This window comes from Salinivibrio sp. ML198 (assembly GCF_001996015.1).
Lineage (GTDB): Bacteria > Pseudomonadota > Gammaproteobacteria > Enterobacterales > Vibrionaceae > Salinivibrio > Salinivibrio siamensis.
On sequence record NZ_MUEZ01000006.1, the window covers coordinates 69,961 to 92,433 of the forward strand.

Genomic DNA, 22,473 nt, shown 5'->3' on the forward strand with positions numbered 1-22,473 from the left:
ACCATTGCACAACATCGCGATATCTCGCACCCTAGAGCCATGGATTGAGACTCGGAGATCAACATGGCTCAGCACGACCCCGTCAATATCGTCTTTCTCGACCGCAACACTATCCCAGCGCATATTGTCCTGCCCACGCCCCAGCATCCACATCACTGGCAAGCCTACGGTGAAACGCAACCCAGCGATGTGATCGCGCGCTTGCAAGACGCTGATATCGCCATTACCAACAAGGTGGTGATCGATGAGACGGTGCTTACCGCCTGTCCGAAACTCAAACTGATTGCGGTGGCCGCAACAGGGGTAAACAATGTCGACTTGGCGGCCTGCCAAGCGCATGGTGTACAAGTATGCAATGTGCAAGGCTATGCCACTCAGTCGGTGCCTGAGCATGTCATTGCCATGATTTTTGCCCTCAAGCGCCAGCTCCTCGGCTACCACCAAGATGTCCAAAATGGCGAATGGCAAAAGCAAGGACAGTTCTGCTTTTTCACCCACCCTATTGGCAGTGTGGCCGGCAGCACATTAGGGATCATTGGAAAAGGTGCATTGGGCGAGGCCGTCGCACAACTTGCGCGCGCAGTAGGAATGAAGGTGGTTTTCGCCGAGCACCGTGGTGCACAGGCATGCCGGCCTGGTTATCTGCCTTTTGAACACGTGCTATGCCAAGCAGATGTGCTCTCCTTACATTGCCCACTCACCGATAACACCCATCATCTTATCGACCAAGACACGCTGGCGTTGATGCCAGAGCATGCCATATTGATCAACACCGGACGTGGCGGCTTAGTCAACGAGACCGCGCTGCTACACGCGCTAGAAACGGGTCAAATTGGCGGTGCTGGATTGGATGTGCTGAGTGAAGAGCCGGCACCTAACACTCACCCGCTGATCGCCGCATCATTGCCTAACCTGCTGGTCACCCCTCATATCGCATGGGGCGCAGATGAAGCGGTTAACCGTCTCGCCAACCAACTGGTGGATAACATTGATGGCTTTTTAAGCGGATCGCCGCAACATACACTGGTTGACTAACGCACAAGCCCGCTACATATCGCGGGCTTTTTTCACCACATCGTAGGCTTTTTGGATCTCTTGCGCCTTTTCTTTGGCAAGCTCCATCATTTCTGGCGGCAAGCCTTTTGCCATCAATTTATCGGGATGATGCTCATTCATCAGCTTACGGTAGGCTTTTTTCACCTCCTGAGAGGAAGCCGACGCATCAACACCCAGCACATCATAGGCATCATCAATCTCACTTTGCCGTGGTGGTGCGCCCGGCCCATCGGTTTGATGCTGCCAGCCGCCTTGATAACCTTGGCTAAAGCGAAACGCGGCTTCTTGCATCCGTAACCGTTGCTCCAGTTGCTGCGGCGAAAAACCCAGTTTCTCAGCAATCACATAGAGTAGTTCGCGCTCTTTAGGATGTAGCTCGCCGTCAGCAAACGCCGCTTGTATTTGCATTTCCAGAAAGACACGCGACAAATCACGCTGCCCTTGGCTCAAAGCACGAATGCCGTTGAGGGTTTCATCCAGCGGAAAATCACTGTCTTTCCCCTCACGGAATGCCTGCTGAGCCAACTGCCTGGCTTCACCTTGCAGCTGCATTCTGTCCATAAATAAGCTGGCGAGACGAATTTCATCCTGTGTCACCTGCCCTTTGGCTTTGGCGATATGTCCCATCACGGCAAAGGTACCGTGAAAAAAAACACGTTGTGCTTGTGGGCCTTGGGCACCAAAACCGCCGAAACGCGCGCGCTGTTTCGCTTTATCAAACTGATGACCCAAGAAAAGGCCAAGAAGAAAACCGATTGGGCCTCCCAACAATGTGCCGAGAATTGCACCAATTACCTTGCCATTTAGTCGCATGCCATGGTCTCATTGCTAGTTTCACACCCTGAACATTTACAGGTGATGCCGGGCGTAAATTGATTTATGATAATCGCATTTTGCAGCCAAAGCATACTGATGCGTTGCCTTCGTGTACACCACGCAATCAGATAAAACAGGAATGTCTTCTTCAATGTCACCGACTGCACGTAGCTTTTTAGCCACCATGATTAGCCTGGCGCTTTATGGCCCAGCCCTTGTTTTTGCTAATGCGGAATCATCCAACGAACCTTGTCCTGATAGCGAGGCGCGCTGTATTCCAGCAAGTGAGCAAACCCAAGATGTGAACAATGCCCCTATTCGCGTGGTGGCCGATCGCGCGGAAGCGCAAACCAATGAAAAAGCCATCTACAACGGTAATGTCGAGGTGACCCAAGGTCATCGTAAAATGACGGCAGATACCGCGACCTTGCGCGATCCAGAACGGATCGTCACCGCTCAAGGTGATGTGGTGTTCAATGACGGCCAGATGATGGTGACATCGGACTATTTACAAGCCAATTTAGAAAACGAAGACACCACACTCAATAATGCGCAGTACAAGATGCTGTGTACGCCAGGGCGAGGGAAAGCCAAGCGGGTATTTAAAAACGGTACCACCTTCTATGAGCTGGAAGATGGCACCTATACCACCTGTCCGGACGAAGACAAAAGCTGGCGCTTTTCTGCCTCGAAAATAGAAAAAGAAGACAGTAGCTTATTTGCTGATCTTTATCACCCTCGGTTTGAGGTGATGAATGTGCCGATCTTTTATCTGCCATACCTGCGGGTACCCGTTGAAGATGGCCGGCTAACGGGCTTTTTATACCCATCAGTCTCTTGGAGTGATCGCGATGGTATCGAGATGGAAACGCCATTTTATTGGAACATCCATCCGCAACTTGACGCCACGATCACGCCCAAATACATGTCGGAACGGGGTGTGCAGCTCAATACTAAGGTGCGTTACTTAACCCCACTCGGCTCAGGCGCCTTGTACTCAGAATATCTGCCTGATGATCAGCGTAACCCAGATCTTGACGCACGCTGGGGCTTTAATTGGACACACAGCGGCGTACAGGGTCACTGGCGCTACCAAGCCGATTACAGCAAGGTCAGTGACATCACCTACTTCCAAAACATTGACTCGGACGTAGGTAAACGGGAAGACAATACCTTGCTGCAAACCGGTGAAATCAGCTACCGCGGCTTAGATTGGAACAGCACCGTGCGCGTGAGAGATTTCCAACCGCTCACAGAAAATACCAGCGTGTATCGTTTGATGCCGCAAGTCGATTTTAACTACTACGCGCCGCAAGTGGTGCCATGGTTGGATATCAGCGTACCGGCACAATTTAGTGTGTTTGCTAACGACGACCCGAATAAACCCGAAGCAACGCGCACACATCTCGCCCCGACCTTGACCATGCCCTTCACACGCCCTTGGTTTAATGCCACGGCCGAAGCCAGCATGCTCTACACCCATTACGATCAGCGCTTTGACAATGCCATGCCAGATGCCGAGTCGACGGCGACCTTGAGTAAGTCGGTGGAGCGTAAAATCCCAACCGTGCGCTTGCATTCCGGCGTGGTTCTAGAGCGTAACTTTTGGGCGATGGGGGGGCACTTTAGCCAAACGATCGAACCTCAAGTACAATACTTGTACATCAAAGACGTAGAACAAGGGGATATTTATAACCCCGTCAACTTCAGTGGTGGTGGCTACGATACCGCACGCTTACAAACCGACTACTATGGGTTGTTCCGCGGCAATCAATTTAGCAGCATTGATTATGTTAACCCGGCTAACCAGCTGACTTACGGGGCGACCACACGTTTTTACGACGGTGGCTATAAAGAGCGACTCAACCTGTCGTTCGGGCAAATTTATTACTTTGATCAGCCGTCAAACCAAGACGCAGAAACCTTTGACTATTCATCGTGGGCGCTCGAAGGGGAAGCGAATATTGATGACTACCTGTTTTTACGGGCATCAATGCAGTACGACAGCAACCTCAGTGAAATGCAATTTGGTAACGTGATTGCCGAGTATCGCCGCCAACAATTCTACGCGCAAACCAGTTATCGCTATGTGGCCCAAGAATACATTGAGTCTACCTTGCCTAACCGCGATATCAGCGCACTCACCGATGACGGCCTATCCCAAGCCGGTGTGGTCACAGGCTTCCCATTGTGGGGAGGCCTCAGTTTTAAAGGCCAATACTGGCGCGATCTGACTCAAGACGTGATGCTAGAAAATCAGTTTAGCCTGACCTATCGCTCGGATTGTTGGGTGGTCGGCCTGAGCTATAACGAGTACTTACTCTCGCGCTCTGATATTAATGCAGACCCAGAATACGACAACAACGTGACCCTCTCGTTTAGCCTATTGGGACTGGGCGCTGACAGTGGCTTTAACTTCAACACAGACTCAGGTAATGCGTTGGGTTATCGTAATCCTTTTGCCCTGAAGAACTAACCCGCCATATTGTGGTCTGGACTGTTGAACCTATGAAAAGAAGTGGACAAAGCATGAACAAATGGAGTCACGCCCTCATCACTGGCGTTTTAGTGTTGCTGACCCCTTTAACACAAGCCGCGCCGAAAGCACTCGATCGCGTGATTGCGGTCGTCAATGACGGCGTGGTGTTAAAAAGTGATATGACGGCGATGCGTCGTACCGTTACCCTTAATGCCGCCAACAGCGATCGCGAATTGCCGCCGCAAGAGGTGCTTGAAGAGCAGATGCGTGAGCGGCTGATTATTGAGGAGCTACAGCTGCAAGAGGCTAAACGTTTAGGGATTCAGATAGACGACAGCCAATTGCAACAAGCAATTGAAAACATTGCTAAGGAGCAATCGGTTAGCGTACAAGCCCTGCGTGAAAAAATGGCTGAGCAAGGTGTCGCGTGGGCACAATACCGTGAACAAGTGCGTCGTGAGCTCACCATTTCCGAAGCACGTAATGCGCAAGTACGGCGCCGTATTAGTATTTTACCGCAAGAAGTCGAGACGCTCGCTAGCCAACTAAACGAGCAAAAAATGCAAAAAGTGAAATACAAACTTTCGCATATTCAGCTCAAGTTAGACGACGATGCTAGCAAGGCTGAGCGTGAAAGCGTGAAACAGCAAGCTCATCGCTTAGTCGATACTCTACGCCATGACGGGAATGTCGCTGAACTGGCGATGGAATATTCCAAAGGGCCCAAAGCGCTCGACGGCGGTGATTGGGGCTGGTTGCGACGAGAAGAAATGCCGACCATTTTCGCCGACCAGATCACCAACCAAGGTAAAGGGGCGATCATCGGGCCGTTTAGAAGCGGGGTTGGCTTCCATATTCTCAAAATTGACGATGTACAAGGGCTAGAAACGGTCGCGGTCACCGAAGTGAAAGCGCGTCATATCCTGATCAAACCATCGATCGTACTGAGTGATAAAGGCGCGGAGAAAGAGCTCAACCAACTGACGAACCAAATCCGACGTGGTGAGCAAAGTTTTGCCGATCTCGCCAAGCAGTACAGCGACGATCCTGGCTCGGCAGTCAATGGGGGGGATCTAGGTTGGTCAACCACAGATGCCTATGTGCCTGCCTTCAAAGCCAAAGTCGATGCCCTGCCAGAAGGACAAGTCAGCGAGCCGTTTAAAACCGTACATGGCTGGCATATTGTCGAAGTCACTGATCGTCGTGAAGTGGATAAAACCGATGCGGCAGTGAAAAATCGCGCTTACCGCATGCTGTTCAATAGAAAATTCAACGAAGAAGCGCAGGCCTGGCTGCAAGAGCTACGCGCAGGGGCTTACGTCGAGGTGCTCACCGATGACAGCTGAGCGTATCGCGATTACGCCCGGAGAGCCTGCAGGCATCGGGCCTGATCTTGTCTTGGCCATGGCGCTTCATGCCTGGCCTCATCAGCTTGTCGCCGTCGCCAATAAGCAGATGCTGGCTGAGCGCGCCAAGCAGTTAGGGCTAGCCATCAGCTTACGCGACTACGATCCCCGCACTGAGCCGCAAGCACACAAGGCGGGCGAGCTCATTGTCGCAGAGACGCCGATTGGCGCGCCGGTGACGCCCGGGCAACTGGATGAGGCCAACGGCCGCTATGTACTTGATACCCTCACCCGCGCCGCGGAAGGAAACATGAGCGGCGAGTTTGCCGCGATTGTCACCGGTCCGGTTCATAAAGGGATCATCAACCGTGCTGGGGTCTCTTTTAGTGGCCACACCGAGTTTTTCGCCCAGCACGCCAATGTCAATCAAGTCGTGATGATGCTCGCCACTGAGGGGCTACGCGTCGCCTTGGTCACCACCCATATTCCATTGGCCTATGTCTCCAAGGCCATCACCCGTGAGCGCTTGCACGACGTTATCGGCATTTTGCATCAAGACTTACGCGAAAAGTTTGCCATCACACATCCTCGTATTTATGTGTGCGGCCTGAATCCGCATGCTGGTGAAGGGGGCTGTTTAGGAACAGAAGAAATCGACACCATTGAGCCGGCGCTGGATGATCTGCGCCAACAAGGGATGGATTTAGTCGGTCCTTTACCTGCAGACACGCTTTTCCAGGAAAAATACCTGCAAGATGCAGACGCCGTGCTGGCGATGTATCACGACCAGGGCTTACCTGTGTTAAAATTCAAAGGATTTGGCCGCTCAGTGAATATTACCCTGGGTCTGCCTTTTGTCAGAACATCAGTAGATCATGGTACTGCACTGGATTTAGCGGGTACCGGTACGGCGGATACAGGAAGCCTGCGGACGGCCATCTCCCACGCCATTGAATTAGTAGATAGCAAGCATGAGCGATAAAGTCCATCAAGGCCACCGTGCCAGAAAACGTTTCGGACAAAACTTCCTAAACGACCCATATGTCATCGATGGGATAGTGTCAGCCATTAATCCCCAATCCGGCGAGAATCTAGTTGAGATTGGCCCAGGCCTTGGCGCGCTCACTGAGCCCGTCACTGAGCAAGTTGATCACTTAAACGTGGTTGAGCTTGACCGTGATCTTGCCGCACGCCTACGCAGTCATCCATTTATGGGACGCAAACTCACGGTCCATGAGGCCGATGCCATGGCGTTTGATTTTGCCGAGCTTGCCAAGCAAGGTCCACTGCGGATTTTTGGTAACCTGCCATACAATGTCTCTACACCGTTAATGTTCCATCTGTTCTCGTTTGCCGATCAAGTGCAAGATATGCACTTTATGTTGCAAAAAGAGGTGGTTAACCGTCTGGCTGCAGGCCCGGGCACCAAAGCATATGGGCGTCTCACTGTGATGGCAAAATACTACTGCCAAGTCATCCCTGTATTGGAAGTGCCACCGAGTGCCTTTAAACCCGCACCAAAAGTGGACTCTGCCGTTGTCCGTCTGGTGCCACACAAAACCCTGCCACACCCGGTCACCAATTTGTCATGGTTAGAGCGCGTGTGTCGTGAAGGTTTTAATCAGCGTCGCAAAACCATACGTAACTGTTTTAAATCATTAGTCAGCACGGACACCTTGACCGATCTCGGTATCGACCCTAGCTTACGTCCTGAGCACATGACTTTGGCGCAGTTCTCCCGCTTAGCTAACTGGTTGGACGCCAATCACTCATCATAAACAGGAGCCTTGATTTGCAAGCCACTGAACAATCGCAATTCGAGATTCACGTCGCGACCCAATACGTGGAAGACCAATCAGAGCCTGACAATGAGCGTTTTGTCTTCTCTTATACCGTCACCATTGAAAACCGCGGCGATGCCCCTGCGCAACTTATGCGCAGAAAATGGCTCATTACCGATGCCAATGGTAAAGAGCTAGAAATAGAAGGAGAAGGCGTTGTCGGCGAGCAACCCAAGATTGCCGCGGGGGAAAAATACACCTACACCAGTGGCACCATCATCGAGACCCCTGTGGGTGTGATGCAAGGTTTTTATACCATGCAAGGTCAAGACGATCAGTCATTTAAAGTCGACATCGCACCGTTTCGTCTCGCGCTGCCAAACATTCTCCACTAACCCCAACAGGGAGGCATATGGCGACCTATCTTGTCGGGGATATCCATGGCTGTGAGCGCACATTAGATGCGCTTCTCACCCAAGTCGGGTTTTCCCCAGATAAAGACACTTTGTACTCAGTTGGGGATTTGGTCGCACGTGGGCCAGATTCCCTTGGCGTATTACGTTACTTTTATCAGCTCGGTGACGCAGCTCAGGTTGTCTTGGGTAACCATGACTTACATTTACTGGCCGTTGCCCATGGCATAAAACCGGTCAAAGCCAAAGACAACACCCAGCCCATTCTCGATGCGCCAGATAGGGAGCAACTCCTCGGCTGGCTTTCTCAGCAACCGCTTCTGATGGATGTCTCCGCGCCAGACGGTGGCTTTTTACTCACCCATGCCGGGGTTAGCCCGCAATGGGATAAAAAGACAGCGATCGCCTGTGCTCGCGAGGTAGAAGCGATATTGCGCAGTGATGATCAGCGCTGGTTACTAGAAAACATGTATGCCGACAGCCCCGATCAGTGGGATCCAACACTCACCGGGCTTGACCGCTATCGCTATATCATCAATAGCTTTACCCGCATGCGTTTTTGTTTCCCAGATGGCCGCCTTGATATGCAATGCAAATTGCCGCCCAACCAGGCCGAAGACAGTGGTTTGTTACCTTGGTTTGAGGTGCCGGCGCGCCAGCCGCTTGATCAGTCGGTGGTGTTTGGCCATTGGGCGGCGTTAAATGGCACCATCCAGCCCAAGCTTTATGGGCTAGATACTGGGTGCGTATGGGGCGGTAAGCTCACGCTCCTTCGTTGGGAAGATAAAGCCTGCTTTACGTTAGCGGCAGACAATAGCGCCACTTAGGCACGATCCCAGACAGTAAAAGTGACGGGGTAGGCGTTTTTTTCATCCACAGGATGGGCGCCGACCTCTGTTTTCACCCATCCTTCTCCCCACTGCGGGAAGCGGGTGTCGCCGTCGACGTCGAGATCGATAAAGGTCAGGTACAAACGGTCAGCACGGGGCAAAAACGCCTGATAAATGGTACCGCCACCAATCACCATGACCTCCTCATACTCGACCACGGTTTCAAGCGCTTGCTCTGGCGAGCTCACCACTGTGACGCCCTCTGGCTGAAAATCAGGGTCGCGGCTGATCACAATGTTCGGTCGTTTGGGCAGCGGACGACCAATCGACTCAAAGGTTTTACGCCCCATCACCACAGGGTGACCAAGGGTGGTGCGTTTAAACCACGCTAAATCCGCCGGCAAATGCCACGGCATTTGGTTATTCTTGCCAATCACTCGATCGTTTGCCATCGCAGCCACTAAACTGATGCGCATTCTAGGTGCCTTTTTCCTTAAATCACTGGTCGGCGACGATAAAACAATAACCCGGGCATCGCAAGACCAATGGCCAATGCCGAGAGAATAAAGCCGGCTGTGGTGAGGTTTTCGATAAGGCTCGCCCATAAAGCAGGGCTATAGCCTTGATTGTTGATGGTTACCAACGCAATCATCGCTTTAAACGCGTAAACGCCGGGGATCATCGGGATGATCGCTGCTACGGTAAACACCTTGGGGTGCGCCAAAAAGCGCTGCGACCAGTACACACCTAAAAACCCAATCGTGGTCGCCCCAGCCAGCGTGGCCCATTCAATCGCGACACCAGACTCCATCAGTAAAAAGCGTAAGCCATGCCCCACGGCACCGCCATAAGCACAGTATTTGAGCGCCTTAACCGGTACATTGAACACTAATGCAAACCCCACCGCAGGGATCATGGCAAAAAACATATCTTCCAGTAAGGCGAGCAATAAACTCATAACCATCCCCACGCCCCCACGAGACTCATAGCACCGACAATGCCTAATGCTGTTGCCAAGGTGAGCAAGGATGCCATCGTCCAGCGTGCGATACCCATATCGACAAAGCCTTTGACCATATCTGATACCGCGTTTATCAACGGGTAGCCAGGTACCAACATTAAGACTGATGAGGCCATGATGAGGAAGGGTTCATTGCCCCAATGCATTATGGTCCCCACACTGGATATCAAGGTGGTGACCATGGCGGTGACCGCGAAGGTGAGAAGCGGATTAAATTGACGGTGAGCTATCAACTGGCGTACCCGCATACCGGTGGCAGAGGCGATAAACGTGAGTGCAAACACCACCGCATCACCGCCCGCTAAACGACTAAAGGCCGCACAAGAAAGCCCTATCATCCCCACCACGAGCCAAGGTGGGTAACGAAAGGGTTCAATCCGGCTCAAGCGCTTACGTACCGCCAAGGCGTCGAGGATCCCTTTCTCGGCCAAAATGACCGTGCGCTGGATATCGGTCACCACTTTCATATTAATCCCGCGATCGGGACAACGTCTGGCGGTGGTAATGCAGTGACCTTGACTGAGTGTGGTGACCACTAAGGAGCTCGCCGATAACGCCAGTTCAACGCTATCGAGCCCTAGCGCCCGCCCTAAACGGATGCTCACATCACTGACGAGTTTACTTTCCGCACCATGCTGTAATAGCCGCTGGCCGACTTCAATCACCAGACGCGATATGGCCCGTTGCTCTGGTTCGGTTAACCGCTTTCCCACCTCAAAAATCCCTCTTCGTTGCACTTATCTACTCGCAGTATTCACCACAGCGTCATCTCGGTCTTTGATGCAAATAAAGTTGTGCTCAGATTATCGCCACGTCGGAGATAAAAAAAGCCGCTACAACAGTAACGGCTTTATAAGATTAAGGCTTGTAGATGATCTCGACATCGTAGTCGTCTTCGTTCCAGTCGTCCCAATCATCGTCGTCATCACTTTGATTGAGCTGCTGTTCGTGGTGATCATCCCACTTAAACGCCACTGTCTCATCTTCCGGCTCAACTTCAGGTTTCGGCGCGGGTAGCGCTTCAATCGACGCCATCAGATCGTAAATAAGCGGTTGGACGTTCGCTTTATTAATCGCAGATATCGCATAGTATTTGTCATCCCACGCCAATGCCTCAAGCACGCGGTCAATCTGCGCCTGCGCCTCGTCTTCCGGCATCAAATCCACTTTATTAAACACCAACCAACGCGGTTTATCCGCCAGCTTTTCGCTGTATTGGTTCAGCTCATCAATAATGGTGAACGCGTTATCGACCGGATCGGTACCATCCACGGGCAGCAAGTCAATCATGTGCAATAAGACGCGGCAACGCTCTAGGTGCTTCAAGAAGCGGATACCCAACCCAGCGCCATCCGCCGCACCTTCAATCAGGCCTGGAATATCGGCCACCACAAAGCTCTTGTCAGCCGCTACACGGACCACGCCTAAGCTTGGCACCAAGGTGGTAAAAGGATAATCAGCCACTTTCGGTTTCGCCGCGGATACCGCACGAATAAAGGTGGATTTACCCGCATTCGGCAAGCCCAACATCCCCACATCAGCCAACAGCAACAACTCCAAACGCAGCTGACGAACTTCGCCTTTGGTTCCCATGGTTTTTTGTCGTGGGGCGCGGTTGATGGACGACTTAAATCGGGTATTGCCTAAGCCGTGAAACCCGCCTTTGGCCACCATTACCTGCATGCCATGCTCGGTTAAATCGGCAATCACTTCACCGGTATCTTCATCGATGGCGCGCGTGCCCACCGGAACATTCAGCACCAAGTCGTCGCCCCGTTTACCGGTACAGTTGCCACCGCGACCGTTTTCGCCACGAGCCGCAGAATGAAAGCGCTCAAACTGGTAATCGATCAGGGTATTCAGGTTTTCGTCGGCCAGCAGATAGACGTCACCACCATCGCCGCCATCACCGCCATCTGGGCCCCCTTTAGGGACATATTTTTCCCGCCGGAAGCTAACGGTGCCATTGCCCCCGTCTCCGGCATCGACGCGAATAATCGCTTCATCTACAAACTTCATGCTAACTTCTCCGCACCAATCGCTAAAACGCACGTTTATTGCAATTAGTTTTATCCCAGATTAGTGAATGGCGATCTTATCGATCTTAGGATCATTTTTCTGTTTTGACCGCTTTTCTGTGCTGCTCTGATCAGACGCTCACTGACCGGTGATCACCAGACACAATAAAAAGCCCCGCCAAAAGGCAGGGCTTCAAAAATTCGCTTGGCGTTGAAGCTTATTCAGCTTCGATAGTAACGAATTTACGGTTATGACGACCTTTGGTCTCAAATTTCACTTTGCCATCAGACAGAGCGAATAGAGTGTGGTCTTTACCGCAACCTACGTTATTGCCTGCGTGGAATTTAGTACCACGTTGACGAACGATGATGTTACCTGCTAGTACAGACTCACCACCGAAGCGTTTAACACCTAGGCGTTTACTTTCTGAATCGCGGCCGTTTTTAGTAGAACCGCCAGCTTTTTTGTGTGCCATCTCTTCTCTCTCCTACTCTTAAGCGCTGATGCCAGTGATTTTGACTTCAGTGAACCACTGACGGTGGCCCATGTGCTTGCGAGAATGTTTACGACGACGGAACTTAACGATATTCACTTTATCGCCGCGACCGTGAGTAACAACTTCTGCTGTTACTTTTGCACCGCTAACAAAAGGCGCGCCAACTTTAACGTCTTCGCCGTTTGCCACTAGCAATACTTTGTCAAGTTCTACACTTGCGCCAGTTTCAACGTCTAGCTTTTCCAAGCGAATAGTCTGGCCTTCGCTTACTCGGTGTTGCTTACCACCACTTTGGAAAACTGCGTACATGTTTTACTCCGCATTTCCGCACGGCCTGCTGCATTATTGAGCAACAAGGGGTGCGCATATAATTCATCAATAGGGCGCGAATTCTACGGCAGAAATTGATTTGAGGCAAGAGGGGAAAGCAAGAAAATTGGTGAAAAGGTGCTCAGCATTAATTCCCGCACATTTTCCCTGTGTGAGCGCTATCTCGTCGCCTGTTATCTGGTGTACTATGCGAAGCTAAATACCCGCTCTGGTGCCGATACTGACGAAGGTTTCACGCCATTCTGAACGTATTAACATGCAATATTTCGCCTCTTGCTGCTAGTGAGTTGTGATTTATTTCGTTAGCTCGGCAGGCAAGTAACTAGGACAACGCCCGGATATATTCATGGATTTCAAATCAATCCAAGCCTTAATTAGTGACGACATGGCGCAGGTCGATCAAAAGATCCTCGCCCAGCTAAACTCTGATGTCGCGCTAATCAATCAGCTCGGCTTTTACATCGTCAACAGCGGTGGTAAACGACTGCGCCCGATGCTCGCTGTATTAGCGGCGCGTGCGCTTGGTTATCACGGTGACAAACATACCACCGCCGCCGCGTTTATTGAGTTTATTCACACCGCCACCTTGCTCCATGATGACGTGGTCGATGAATCCGATTTGCGTCGCGGTAACGCAACGGCCAATGCCTTGTTTGGTAATGCGGCCAGTGTGTTAGTCGGTGACTACATTTATACCCGCTCGTTTCAAATGATGACCAGCCTGCGCTCGTTACGCATTCTGGACTTAATGAGTGAGGCTACCAATGTGATCGCTGAGGGGGAAGTGCTGCAATTGATGAATTGTAACGACCCTGATACCACAGAAACCAGTTACATGCAGGTGATCTACTCTAAAACGGCGCGCTTGTTTGAATCAGCCACCCAGATTGGCGCGATTCTTAACGAGGCGGACGCGGAGACGGAGAAAGCCCTTCAAGACTATGGCCGTTACCTCGGGACGGCGTTCCAGTTAATTGATGATGTGATTGACTACACCAGCGCTGACGATGAAATGGGTAAGCAAACGGGCGATGATCTCGCCGAAGGCAAACCGACATTGCCTTTGTTGCACGCCATGCAACATGGGTCTGAGGCAGAGTCGGCGATGATCCGTACCGCCATCGAAAAAGGCAATGGTCGCGATAAACTCGAGGCGATTCTGGCCTGTATGGACGCCTGCGGCTCTCTCGCCTATACGCGAAAACGTGCCGAGCAGGAATCAGAAAAAGCGATCCGTGCGCTCGATACGCTGCCAGATACCCCGTATAAACACGCCTTAGTGGCGTTGGCGCATTTAGCTGTTGACCGCAACACCTAGCTCAATATAAGCCCCTAGCCAAAATAAAAAGCGGCGCTGTTGCGCCGCTTCTCTGACCAAAAATGTCGAATTGCCCGCTACTTTGCCGCGAACTCTTCGCCCATTTTAATATCTTTACGCAACGTTTCTAGCATCTTGTCCATCGCTTGTTGCTCATAGGCACTGAGCTCACCGATGCTTAGGATCTCGTCGACCCCTTCTTTGCCTAGACGTACGGGTTGAGCAAAGAAACGGGCATGCTCGCCACTGCCTTCAACGTACGCGCATTCCACCACGTTTTGTTCGCCTTGCAGGGCACGGACCAGTGATAGACCAAAACGGCATGCAGCCTGACCCATAGACAAGGTCGCAGAACCACCACCGGCTTTGGCTTCCACCACTTCGGTGCCAGCGTTTTGAATGCGTGGGGTCAAGGCTTCAACCTCTTCTTGGCTAAACGTCACCCCTTTTACTTGTGACAATAGCGGCAGAATGGTCACGCCCGAGTGGCCACCGATAACAGGAATAGACACTTCACGTGGATCCATGCCTTTCAGCTCACCGATAAAGGCTTCAGAGCGGATCACATCCAGCGTGGTCACGCCAAACAGTTTGTTTTTGTCATACACGCCCTTGGCTTTCAGTACATCCGCGGCAATCGCCACCGTGGTGTTCACTGGGTTAGTGATAATGCCTACGCAGGCTTTTGGACAGACATCGGCGATTTTTTCCGCCAATGACTTAACAATCCCGGCATTTACATTGAACAAGTCAGAGCGATCCATACCCGGCTTACGGGCCACCCCCGCAGAGATTAATACCACATCAGCCCCATCAAGTGCTGGCGTTGGGTCTTCGCCGCTGTAGCCTTTGATGGTGACCGGCGTGGGGATATGACTGAGGTCAACCGCCACACCTGGCGTAACAGGAGCGATATCATACAAAGCCAGGTCGGAACCGGCTGGTAAATTGTTTTTTAGCAGTAGGGCTAGAGCCTGACCAATGCCTCCCGCGGCGCCAATCACAGCAACTTTCATGTCGTTCTCCTTTCGATATTTCTTATAGTCCGGATCCGGTCCGGCTTCTGTTCGGGCACAAATCGCCCATCAATGGTGCGAACTGTTGCTTCATCATATGCCCGCCCCTACCCCCACTCAAGCCTCAGGCGGTGATGATCAGCCTAAGCTCTCATTTTTTCGCTCTCCCTTTCCCCCACCCTTTCGTTGTCGTGGGGTGTCTGGTCAGCAACAGTGATATTGTCGCCATTTTACACCCTCAGTGATTGCCCCTCGTTGCATGTATATGCAAAATAGCCACTCGTTTGTCATTGCGAGTCTGCCGTCATGCGTAACTCAGAAAAACAAGACCAATTGGTTCGAGCGTTTAAAGCGATCCTCAAAGAAGAAAAGTTCAGTTCTCAGGGTGAGATTGTCGAAGCCCTACGTGCTCAAGGATTTGAGGGCATCAACCAGTCGAAAGTATCACGCATGTTGACCAAGTTCGGCGCTGTGCGTACCCGCAACGCCAAAATGGAAATGGTCTATTGCTTACCGATTGAACTCGGTGTCCCAACCACTGGCAGCGCCTTGCGCGAGCTCGTGATGGAAATTGACTATAATGAGGCTGTGGTGGTGATCCATACGGGGCCAGGGGCGGCGCAACTCATCGCTCGTCTACTTGACTCTCTGGGCAAGGCTGAAGGTATCCTAGGAGCAGTGGCTGGAGACGACACCATCTTTATCACACCCACCCGCGGTACCAGCACAGAAGCCTTATTTGAGGCCGTGTGTGATCTCTTTGAATATCATTATTGATTCCTTTGTCAGGCAGCGTGAAGCCGCTGCCTACCTGCCCTGTCTTACTTTTGAGTCGCCACAACGAAAGCAAAAGCGATAACATCGTTTTAATTTTTTGATACCCCTCTGTTACTATCTGCCTTTAGCTGCCACACACTGTTCACGCTTTCGTTAAACGTCAATTATACTGCGAACGTAGCAGTGGGCTGCAGACAGGCGAGTCGCTCATGGAGAGTGACGCAGCCGGGTATGCATTTCTCGGGACACTGTAGCCGCATCAGCGGTGCATATGATAATAAGGACAAACTGCATGACGAAGACACATCAATCGTCTCCTGATGTGCAAGACATGGTGGCGCAAGCAGACACAGGCGCACGATCACCGCATGGACTATCAGGACGTATTCTTTGGCTGGTACCACTTTGCTGGTCCCTTTTTCAGCTTTGGTATGCGTCACCGCTACCTTTTGCGCTCGACTTTGGCGTACTCAATAATACCGAAGCACGTTCGCTCCATTTAGCGTTCGCAATGTTTTTGGCTTATACCGCTTATCCCGCGCGTAAAACCTCACCCCGTGATCGCGTTCCCTTGCTCGATTGGGTTTTTGCGCTCGTAGGCAGTTTAGCCGCAGGTTATCTCTTCCTTTTTTACAATCAGCTTGCTGATCGCGCTGGTGCTTACACCTCGTTTGATATCACGGTTGCCGCCATCGGCATGATTCTGATGTTGGAAGCAACACGCCGCGCCCTTGGCCCCCCATTGATGGTGGTGGCTGGTGTCTTCTTACTCTATACCTTTGCCGGCCCCTACATGCCGGATGTCATCGCTCACAAAGGGGCAAGCTTGAACAAAGCCATGTCACACTTGTGGCTGACGACTGAAGGCGTCTTTGGCGTAGCACTGGGGGTGTCCACCTCTTTCGTCTTTCTGTTTGTGCTCTTCGGCGCACTCCTCGACCGTGCCGGCGCCGGTGGCTATTTTATTAAAGTGGCCTTCTCACTATTAGGCCATATGCGCGGCGGTCCTGCGAAAGCCGCGGTCGTGGCCTCTGGCCTCTCAGGCTTGGTCTCGGGCTCATCGATTGCCAACGTCGTCACCACCGGGACTTTCACCATTCCACTGATGAAACGCGTGGGTTTCCCGAGCCATAAAGCCGGGGCGGTGGAGGTTGCCGCGTCGACCAATGGCCAGCTGACTCCGCCGATTATGGGCGCTGCCGCATTCTTGATGGTGGAATACGTGGGGATTTCCTACGTCGAGGTGATTAAAGCCGCGCTACTCCCTGCACTGATCTCTTATATTGCGCTGATTTACATCGTGCACCTAGAGGCCTGTAAAGCCGGTATGGAAGGCTTACCACGCCGCCATACCAGCACGGTATTGCAAAAACTGTTCTCATTCATGACGGTATTTGTCGGCTTGCTGGTGCTCAGCGCTGCGGTTTACTACGGCATTGGTTGGACCAAGGATGTATTTGGCGCCATGGCAACCGTAGTCATCGGTACCCTCACCTTGGTGGCTTATGTACTTTTAGTACGCTACTCCGCCCAGTATAAATCGCAAGCAGCGGAAGACCCCGCGGCGGCCGATTTGTCCGAAGTGCCAGAGCCGGGCCCCACCGTGCGTTCAGGCTTATACTACCTGCTGCCAATCGGCGTATTGGTATGGTGCTTGACCGTCGAGCGCTTCTCACCAGGCCTGTCTGCGTTTTGGGCGACTGTGTTTATGATTTTTATCATTCTCACCCAGCGCCCGCTGATTGCCTACTTCAACCAGCGTACCAACTTTAAAGAAGAGATCCGCGACGGGGTGACAGACTTAGCCGAGGCCTTTGTTACTGGTGCGCGCAACATGATCGGTATCGGTGTCGCCACCGCAGCGGCCGGGATCGTGGTGGGCACGGTGACACTCACCGGTATCGGCTTGGTAATGACAGACTTCGTCGAGTTCATCTCCGGCGGTAACATCTTCCTGATGCTGCTGTTTACCGCGGTCATCAGCTTGCTATTAGGGATGGGACTGCCGACTACCGCCAACTATATCGTGGTCTCCACCCTGATGGCGCCGGTCATTGTTACCTTAGGTGCACAACAAGGGCTGATCATTCCACTGATCGCGGTGCACTTATTTGTGTTCTACTTTGGTATCCTTGCCGATGACACGCCCCCGGTGGGGCTGGCTGCCTTTGCGGCGGCAGCGATCGCTAAATCCGACCCCATCCGCACCGGTGTGCAAGGTTTCACCTACGATATTCGCACCGCCATCCTGCCATTTATGTTTATCTTCAACACTCAGTTGTTGTTGCTCGATCTCGATGGCCCCTTCCACCTGATTTTGACCATTGTGTCGGCGACAATAGCCATGCTGGCTTTTTCTGCCGCGACACAAGGTTGGTGGATGACCAAGAACAAATGGTGGGAAACCGCACTGCTGTTGTTAATCACCTTCTCCCTCTTCCGCCCAGGGTTTTGGTGGGACGAAGTGTATCCACCGACCACCAGCTTCCCAGGCACAGAGATCATCCGTGTAGCGGAGCAGCTACCAGAAGGAAAACCGCTACAACTTGAAGTGGAAGGGGAAAACTTCTTTGGTGAGCAAGTCTCCAAACACGTGGTTCTGCCCGTGGATCATAGCCTTGAAAGCGGTGAAGCCCGCATTAACGACACAGGCTTAATGCTTCGTGAGGAAGATGACAAGTTGTTGGTGGATATGATCCAGTTTGGCAGTGACGCTGACAAAGCGGGCATCGATTTTGACTGGCAAATCAAAACGGTGACGGTTGATAATGCCCGTCCATGGAAAGAGTGGGTGTTTGTCCCCACCCTCTTGCTATTGGCATTGTTGGGGTGGAATCAACGCCGTCGTATTCGCCAAGCCTAATAACAGGGGGACGTGTGTAACACGTGCCCCTTTCTTTTATAAGCGCAAAGGATATCGCTATGTATAAACATATCTTGGTTCCCGTTGATTTGAACGACGAAAGCTTTGCAGATACCGCAGTGGATCACGCCGTTTGGCTCGCCAGCCAGTCAGGGGCCAAAATACACCTGCTCACTGTACTGCCCGGCATTCACAATTCGATGGTCGCCTCTTACTTCCCTGAAGAAGCTGCCAATAAAATGAAACGCGACATGAAGCGCAACTTACAAGGGTTTGCGGATAAATACGTCCCCAAAAGCGTGGCCTGTCAGGTCTCTGTTGAAGAAGGCAAGCCCTACAAGGGGATCATTAAAACGGCAGAGCGCATCGGCTGCGATCTGATTGTGATGCCAAGCCATAAGCGCTCACGCGTCAATAAAATGATGCTGGGCTCAGTCGCCGCCAAAGTGCTCGAGGGTGCGAGTGTCCATGTGATGGTGTTAAAACCTTAACCATACGGTTCAGGCACGCATCGGCGTGCCTGAACATTTATTACCGCTGGCGTTGATCATAGCCCCAGCGCGGCACCAAGGTTTGTTCTGCCCCCAAGTGGTCCAAAATGCGCGCCACCATAAAGTCCACTAAGTCGTCAATTGACTGAGGCTGATGATAAAAGCCTGGCGCGGCGGGCATAATCGTTACCCCCATCTGCGACAGCTTGTGCATATTCTCTAGGTGCAAGGTCGAAAACGGTGTCTCGCGCACCACCAATAGCAACTGTCCGCGCTCTTTAAGCACCACGTCGGCAGCTCTCTCAATCAGGTTATCGGACAACCCATGCGCAATGGACGATAGCGAGCCTGCCGAGCAGGGACACACCACCATTTGCTTCGGCGCCGCAGACCCAGACGCAACAGGCGAAAACCAATCCTCTTTGCCACACACCACCAGCTTATCGGTGTGGCATTGTAAGTGTTCCACTAACACCTTTTTCGCCGCATCCGGCCCGGCGGGCAACTTCAGCCCATGCTCGGTCGCCAACACCACACGTGCGGCCGACGAAATCAATAAGAAAACCTGATAGTCTTGCGCAAGCAGGCACTCGAGCAAACGTAGGCCGTAGGGCGCACCGGATGCGCCTGTCCACGCCAAGGTTATTCGTTTATCCGCCATAAACCGCCTCCTTACTCGCCAGTGCTGTTAGCAGCTTGTCATGAATGCCGCCAAATCCACCGTTGCTCATCACCAGCACGGTATCGCCTGCTTGGGCTTGCTCGCAAAGCGCAGCGACAAGGGCTTCAATATCGGCATGGATGTGCGTCGGCTGGGTGCAACTGTCCGCCACCGCGTCGAGCGACCAATCCAGCCCTTGCGGTTGGTACAAGAACACCGCGTCCGCACGGGCTAATGACGCTGCCAAGGTGTCTTTATGCACCCCTTGCTTCATGGTATTGGAGCGTGGTTCTAACACCGCCAAAATACGGCCACTGCCTACTTTCGCGCGCACCCCCTCAAGGGTTAATCGAATCGCCGTTGGGTGATGGGCAAAATCGTCATATACAGTGACGCCGGCTTGCTCACCGCGCCACTCAAGCCGACGCTTGGTATTGATAAATCGTTCGAGCGATTGACAAGCAAGGTCCGGGGTTACCCCCACATGGCGGGCCGCTGCTATCGCCATCAAGGCGTTACGCACATTGTGGTCACCGACCAAATCCCAGCTCACCGTCCCCACGAGATCACCGGCAAAGTACACATCAAACTGGCTACCAGCCGGGGCTTTTTTCACACTCTGCCACTGACCATCCGGGCCCGCATAAACACACTCGCTCCAGCATCCCATGGCGAGGGTATCCGTGACATTGGCATCGTCTGACGGAGCGATAATCTGCCCAATCCCTGGCACGGTGCGAATCACATGGTGGAATTGCTTCTGGATCGCCGCCAGATCATCAAAAATATCAGCATGATCGAACTCAAGATTGTTGATCACCAAAGTTTTCGGTTGGTAATGAATAAACTTAGAGCGCTTATCGAAAAACGCACTGTCATATTCATCGGCTTCCACCACGAAAAACGGGCTCTCTCCTAATCGCGCCGACGCGTTAAAGTTACTCGCCACCCCACCAATCAAAAAGCCAGGTTGATAACCACAGTCTTCTAAAATCCACGCCAGCATACTCGCGGTGGTGGTTTTTCCGTGAGTGCCAGATACCGCCAGCACCCAGCGGTCTTGCAGTAAAAAGTCGTGCAGCCATTGCGGGCCAGATGTATAAGGCAACCCTTGATTGAGGACCGCCTCAACACAAGGGTTGCCTCGACTCATGGCATTGCCAATAACCACTAAGTCAGGTGCAGGCGATAGTTGGGCAGGGTCATAGCCTTCGATAATATCGATTCCCTGAGACTCCAGTAGTGTGCTCATCGGTGGGTAAACATGGCTATCAGAGCCCGTCACCGTGTGCCCAAGTTGTTTTGCCAGCATGGCTGCGCCACCCATAAAAGTCCCGCAGATGCCTAAAATATGAATATGCATAGCCTTCACTGTATTGTTGATTGCCCTGCCGTTTGGCGCAGGCGTTTATTATGCCTCGGATTAACGCTTGGGTCTTATCGCTTGCGCGCATCTGACATGGTTTTTATGTCGCGATCACACTTCCCTCGCCTGATTCATTTCTTCAGTACGATTAAAAAGTCACGAAAGCTAGAATAGCGGCGATTCCAAGAGGCAGCCCACTGCCCATGTATCCGATTGCACAAGAAAGACAGTTCATCATCATTAAGGATTGAGAATGCCCGACATTAAGACCCTCGGCGAGTACATTGTTGAGAAGCAACACGCGTTTCCGCATGCTAGCGGCGATTTATCTTCTCTTCTCGCCTCGATTCGTCTGGCCGCCAAAATTGTTAACCGTGAAATCAACAAAGCCGGCTTAGTCGACATTGCCGGCGCGATTGGGACGGAAAACGCACAAGGCGAAGAGCAGCAAAAACTCGACGTCTATGCCAACGAAAAATTTAAAGCCGCGATGGAAGCGCGCGACCAAGTGTGTGGCGTGGCCAGTGAAGAAGAAGATGACGCGGTTATTTTTAATAAACAGCTTAACCGTAATGCCAAATATGTGGTGTTGATTGACCCACTTGATGGCTCCTCTAACATTGATGTTAACGTCTCTGTTGGCACCATTTTCTCCATTTACCACCGCGTCTCGCCTGTGGGGACACCGCCCACCGAAGAAGATTTTCTCCAGCCCGGTCACCGCCAAGTCGCCGCCGGCTATATCATTTACGGCTCATCGACCATGTTGGTTTACACCACCGGTGATGGTGTGCATGGTTTCACTTATGACCCGTCCCTCGGCCTGTTTTGCCTGTCTCACGAAAACATGACCATTCCTAAAGACGGCAATATCTACTCGATTAACGAAGGGAACTACATCAAGTTCCCGCAAGGCGTCAAAAAATATATCAAATACTGTCAAGAAAACGTCCCACAAGAGAAACGTCCTTACACGTCGCGTTATATTGGCTCCTTGGTCGCTGACTTTCACCGTAACCTGCTAAAGGGCGGCATTTACCTCTACCCCAGCACGCTCGCCTACCCCAATGGCAAACTGCGCTTGCTGTATGAGTGCAACCCGATGGCGTTTATTATCGAGCAAGCCGGCGGCAAAGCAACCGATGGCACCCAGCGAATCATGGACATCGCTCCGAATGAGCTCCATCAGCGCGTCCCATTCTTTGTTGGCTCGAGCAATATGGTCGATAAAGTCGAGGAGTATCTCGACGCTTATCCGGATCATGACGACGAATAAGCGCAAAATAGACGCCTAACGACAGTCTTCCATGATAAAGAGGCGGCCAACACGGTCGCCTCTGTTATTTTCACGCTTGGCGGTTATAATTGGCACACACTTTTTCATTAAACAAAAG

The 22,473-nt window shown here is 52.1% G+C and carries 22 protein-coding genes; 12 read left to right on the forward strand and 10 right to left on the reverse strand.

Features of this window, described 5'->3' with window-relative positions; genetic code table 11:
* Positions 1-63: 63 nt before the first annotated feature.
* Complete coding sequence (locus tag BZG25_RS05570; RefSeq protein WP_077638665.1) at positions 64-1,035, forward strand: D-2-hydroxyacid dehydrogenase; 972 nt, start codon at positions 64-66, stop codon at positions 1,033-1,035.
* Positions 1,036-1,047: 12 nt separating this feature from the next.
* Here the strand turns inward: BZG25_RS05570 and djlA are convergent, their stop codons facing one another.
* The gene (djlA, locus tag BZG25_RS05575) at positions 1,048-1,869 is read right to left on the reverse strand and encodes a co-chaperone DjlA (RefSeq protein WP_046074274.1); all 822 of its coding nucleotides are present in this window, start codon (positions 1,867-1,869) and stop codon (positions 1,048-1,050) included.
* 154 nt (positions 1,870-2,023) lie between these two features.
* Here djlA and lptD point away from each other — a divergent pair, with 154 nt between their 5' ends.
* The 6 genes from lptD to apaH are packed head-to-tail and all read left to right on the forward strand — an operon-like array spanning position 2,024 to position 8,718.
* A complete protein-coding gene (lptD, locus tag BZG25_RS05580; protein ID WP_077638666.1) occupies positions 2,024-4,348 on the forward strand; it encodes an LPS assembly protein LptD in 2,325 nt (774 codons plus the stop codon).
* Positions 4,349-4,401: 53 nt separating this feature from the next.
* Entirely contained in the window at positions 4,402-5,697 is a 1,296-nt protein-coding gene (gene surA / locus BZG25_RS05585; protein WP_046074276.1) for a peptidylprolyl isomerase SurA, read from the forward strand.
* A complete protein-coding gene (gene pdxA / locus BZG25_RS05590) occupies positions 5,687-6,679 on the forward strand; it encodes a 4-hydroxythreonine-4-phosphate dehydrogenase PdxA (RefSeq protein ID WP_046074277.1) in 993 nt (330 codons plus the stop codon). The genes surA and pdxA overlap by 11 nt, the downstream gene beginning before the upstream one ends.
* The gene (rsmA, locus tag BZG25_RS05595) at positions 6,669-7,475 is read left to right on the forward strand and encodes a 16S rRNA (adenine(1518)-N(6)/adenine(1519)-N(6))-dimethyltransferase RsmA (RefSeq protein ID WP_077578804.1); all 807 of its coding nucleotides are present in this window, start codon (positions 6,669-6,671) and stop codon (positions 7,473-7,475) included. The genes pdxA and rsmA overlap by 11 nt, the downstream gene beginning before the upstream one ends.
* 14 nt (positions 7,476-7,489) lie before the next feature.
* A complete protein-coding gene (apaG, locus tag BZG25_RS05600) occupies positions 7,490-7,873 on the forward strand; it encodes a Co2+/Mg2+ efflux protein ApaG (protein WP_046074279.1) in 384 nt (127 codons plus the stop codon).
* A gap of 17 nt (positions 7,874-7,890) precedes the next feature.
* Positions 7,891-8,718 (forward strand): bis(5'-nucleosyl)-tetraphosphatase (symmetrical) ApaH, encoded by an 828-nt coding sequence (apaH, locus tag BZG25_RS05605; protein WP_077578805.1) that lies wholly within the window; start codon positions 7,891-7,893, stop codon positions 8,716-8,718.
* On the opposite strand, the gene folA is transcribed toward apaH, so the two are convergent.
* The 6 genes from folA to rplU all read right to left on the reverse strand — a co-directional run bounded on the left by folA (position 8,715) and on the right by rplU (position 12,566).
* The gene (gene folA / locus BZG25_RS05610; RefSeq protein WP_046074281.1) at positions 8,715-9,197 is read right to left on the reverse strand and encodes a type 3 dihydrofolate reductase; all 483 of its coding nucleotides are present in this window, start codon (positions 9,195-9,197) and stop codon (positions 8,715-8,717) included. The genes apaH and folA overlap by 4 nt on opposite strands.
* A gap of 17 nt (positions 9,198-9,214) precedes the next feature.
* On the reverse strand, positions 9,215-9,679 hold the full coding sequence (locus tag BZG25_RS05615; protein ID WP_046074282.1) for a threonine/serine exporter family protein: 465 nt from the start codon (positions 9,677-9,679) through the stop codon (positions 9,215-9,217).
* Complete coding sequence (locus BZG25_RS05620) at positions 9,676-10,455, reverse strand: threonine/serine exporter ThrE family protein (RefSeq protein WP_046074283.1); 780 nt, start codon at positions 10,453-10,455, stop codon at positions 9,676-9,678. The genes BZG25_RS05615 and BZG25_RS05620 overlap by 4 nt, the downstream gene beginning before the upstream one ends.
* Before the next feature lie 145 nt (positions 10,456-10,600).
* Positions 10,601-11,761, reverse strand: coding sequence for an Obg family GTPase CgtA (gene cgtA / locus BZG25_RS05625; protein WP_046074284.1), 1,161 nt, complete (start codon positions 11,759-11,761; stop codon positions 10,601-10,603).
* Between the two features lie 217 nt (positions 11,762-11,978).
* The gene (rpmA, locus tag BZG25_RS05630; RefSeq protein WP_046074285.1) at positions 11,979-12,236 is read right to left on the reverse strand and encodes a 50S ribosomal protein L27; all 258 of its coding nucleotides are present in this window, start codon (positions 12,234-12,236) and stop codon (positions 11,979-11,981) included.
* 18 nt (positions 12,237-12,254) lie between these two features.
* Positions 12,255-12,566: a 50S ribosomal protein L21 gene (gene rplU / locus BZG25_RS05635; protein WP_046074286.1), complete on the reverse strand. Its 312-nt coding sequence runs from the start codon at positions 12,564-12,566 to the stop codon at positions 12,255-12,257.
* A 367-nt stretch (positions 12,567-12,933) separates the two neighbouring features.
* On the opposite strand from rplU, the gene ispB reads away from it, so the two are divergent.
* Positions 12,934-13,905, forward strand: coding sequence for an octaprenyl diphosphate synthase (gene ispB / locus BZG25_RS05640; protein WP_046074287.1), 972 nt, complete (start codon positions 12,934-12,936; stop codon positions 13,903-13,905).
* 77 nt (positions 13,906-13,982) lie between these two features.
* Here ispB and mdh read toward each other — a convergent pair whose 3' ends face one another.
* The gene (mdh, locus tag BZG25_RS05645; RefSeq protein ID WP_046074288.1) at positions 13,983-14,921 is read right to left on the reverse strand and encodes a malate dehydrogenase; all 939 of its coding nucleotides are present in this window, start codon (positions 14,919-14,921) and stop codon (positions 13,983-13,985) included.
* Between the two features lie 306 nt (positions 14,922-15,227).
* On the opposite strand from mdh, the gene argR reads away from it, so the two are divergent.
* The 3 genes from argR (at position 15,228) to BZG25_RS05660 (ending at position 19,052) form a co-directional block, all read left to right on the forward strand.
* A complete protein-coding gene (gene argR / locus BZG25_RS05650; protein WP_046074289.1) occupies positions 15,228-15,698 on the forward strand; it encodes a transcriptional regulator ArgR in 471 nt (156 codons plus the stop codon).
* 292 nt (positions 15,699-15,990) lie between these two features.
* Positions 15,991-18,561 (forward strand): TRAP transporter permease, encoded by a 2,571-nt coding sequence (locus BZG25_RS05655; RefSeq protein ID WP_077638667.1) that lies wholly within the window; start codon positions 15,991-15,993, stop codon positions 18,559-18,561.
* Between the two features lie 59 nt (positions 18,562-18,620).
* Entirely contained in the window at positions 18,621-19,052 is a 432-nt protein-coding gene (locus tag BZG25_RS05660) for a universal stress protein (protein ID WP_046074291.1), read from the forward strand.
* A gap of 40 nt (positions 19,053-19,092) precedes the next feature.
* Here BZG25_RS05660 and BZG25_RS05665 read toward each other — a convergent pair whose 3' ends face one another.
* Both BZG25_RS05665 and mpl read right to left on the reverse strand, forming a co-directional pair.
* Positions 19,093-19,713 carry a flavin prenyltransferase UbiX gene (locus BZG25_RS05665; RefSeq protein ID WP_046074292.1) on the reverse strand — a complete coding sequence of 207 codons (621 nt, stop codon included), beginning with the start codon at positions 19,711-19,713 and terminating at the stop codon, positions 19,093-19,095.
* On the reverse strand, positions 19,703-21,076 hold the full coding sequence (gene mpl, locus BZG25_RS05670; protein ID WP_046074293.1) for a UDP-N-acetylmuramate:L-alanyl-gamma-D-glutamyl-meso-diaminopimelate ligase: 1,374 nt from the start codon (positions 21,074-21,076) through the stop codon (positions 19,703-19,705). The genes BZG25_RS05665 and mpl overlap by 11 nt, the downstream gene beginning before the upstream one ends.
* A gap of 256 nt (positions 21,077-21,332) precedes the next feature.
* Here mpl and fbp point away from each other — a divergent pair, with 256 nt between their 5' ends.
* Positions 21,333-22,355: a class 1 fructose-bisphosphatase gene (gene fbp, locus BZG25_RS05675; RefSeq protein WP_077638668.1), complete on the forward strand. Its 1,023-nt coding sequence runs from the start codon at positions 21,333-21,335 to the stop codon at positions 22,353-22,355.
* Positions 22,356-22,473: the final 118 nt, after the last annotated feature.

Bases quoted from the DNA above. Each gene is read 5' to 3' on its own strand.
- BZG25_RS05570 (WP_077638665.1), top strand. From the start codon at position 64: ATGGCTCAGCACGACCCCGTCAATATCGTCTTTCTCGACCGCAACACT.
- djlA (WP_046074274.1), bottom strand. From the start codon at position 1,869: ATGCGACTAAATGGCAAGGTAATTGGTGCAATTCTCGGCACATTGTTG.
- lptD (WP_077638666.1), top strand. From the start codon at position 2,024: ATGTCACCGACTGCACGTAGCTTTTTAGCCACCATGATTAGCCTGGCG.
- surA (WP_046074276.1), top strand. From the start codon at position 4,402: ATGAACAAATGGAGTCACGCCCTCATCACTGGCGTTTTAGTGTTGCTG.
- pdxA (WP_046074277.1), top strand. From the start codon at position 5,687: ATGACAGCTGAGCGTATCGCGATTACGCCCGGAGAGCCTGCAGGCATC.
- rsmA (WP_077578804.1), top strand. From the start codon at position 6,669: ATGAGCGATAAAGTCCATCAAGGCCACCGTGCCAGAAAACGTTTCGGA.
- apaH (WP_077578805.1), top strand. From the start codon at position 7,891: ATGGCGACCTATCTTGTCGGGGATATCCATGGCTGTGAGCGCACATTA.
- folA (WP_046074281.1), bottom strand. From the start codon at position 9,197: ATGCGCATCAGTTTAGTGGCTGCGATGGCAAACGATCGAGTGATTGGC.
- BZG25_RS05615 (WP_046074282.1), bottom strand. From the start codon at position 9,679: ATGAGTTTATTGCTCGCCTTACTGGAAGATATGTTTTTTGCCATGATC.
- cgtA (WP_046074284.1), bottom strand. From the start codon at position 11,761: ATGAAGTTTGTAGATGAAGCGATTATTCGCGTCGATGCCGGAGACGGG.
- rpmA (WP_046074285.1), bottom strand. From the start codon at position 12,236: ATGGCACACAAAAAAGCTGGCGGTTCTACTAAAAACGGCCGCGATTCA.
- rplU (WP_046074286.1), bottom strand. From the start codon at position 12,566: ATGTACGCAGTTTTCCAAAGTGGTGGTAAGCAACACCGAGTAAGCGAA.
- ispB (WP_046074287.1), top strand. From the start codon at position 12,934: ATGGATTTCAAATCAATCCAAGCCTTAATTAGTGACGACATGGCGCAG.
- mdh (WP_046074288.1), bottom strand. From the start codon at position 14,921: ATGAAAGTTGCTGTGATTGGCGCCGCGGGAGGCATTGGTCAGGCTCTA.
- argR (WP_046074289.1), top strand. From the start codon at position 15,228: ATGCGTAACTCAGAAAAACAAGACCAATTGGTTCGAGCGTTTAAAGCG.
- BZG25_RS05655 (WP_077638667.1), top strand. From the start codon at position 15,991: ATGACGAAGACACATCAATCGTCTCCTGATGTGCAAGACATGGTGGCG.
- BZG25_RS05660 (WP_046074291.1), top strand. From the start codon at position 18,621: ATGTATAAACATATCTTGGTTCCCGTTGATTTGAACGACGAAAGCTTT.
- BZG25_RS05665 (WP_046074292.1), bottom strand. From the start codon at position 19,713: ATGGCGGATAAACGAATAACCTTGGCGTGGACAGGCGCATCCGGTGCG.
- mpl (WP_046074293.1), bottom strand. From the start codon at position 21,076: ATGCATATTCATATTTTAGGCATCTGCGGGACTTTTATGGGTGGCGCA.
- fbp (WP_077638668.1), top strand. From the start codon at position 21,333: ATGCCCGACATTAAGACCCTCGGCGAGTACATTGTTGAGAAGCAACAC.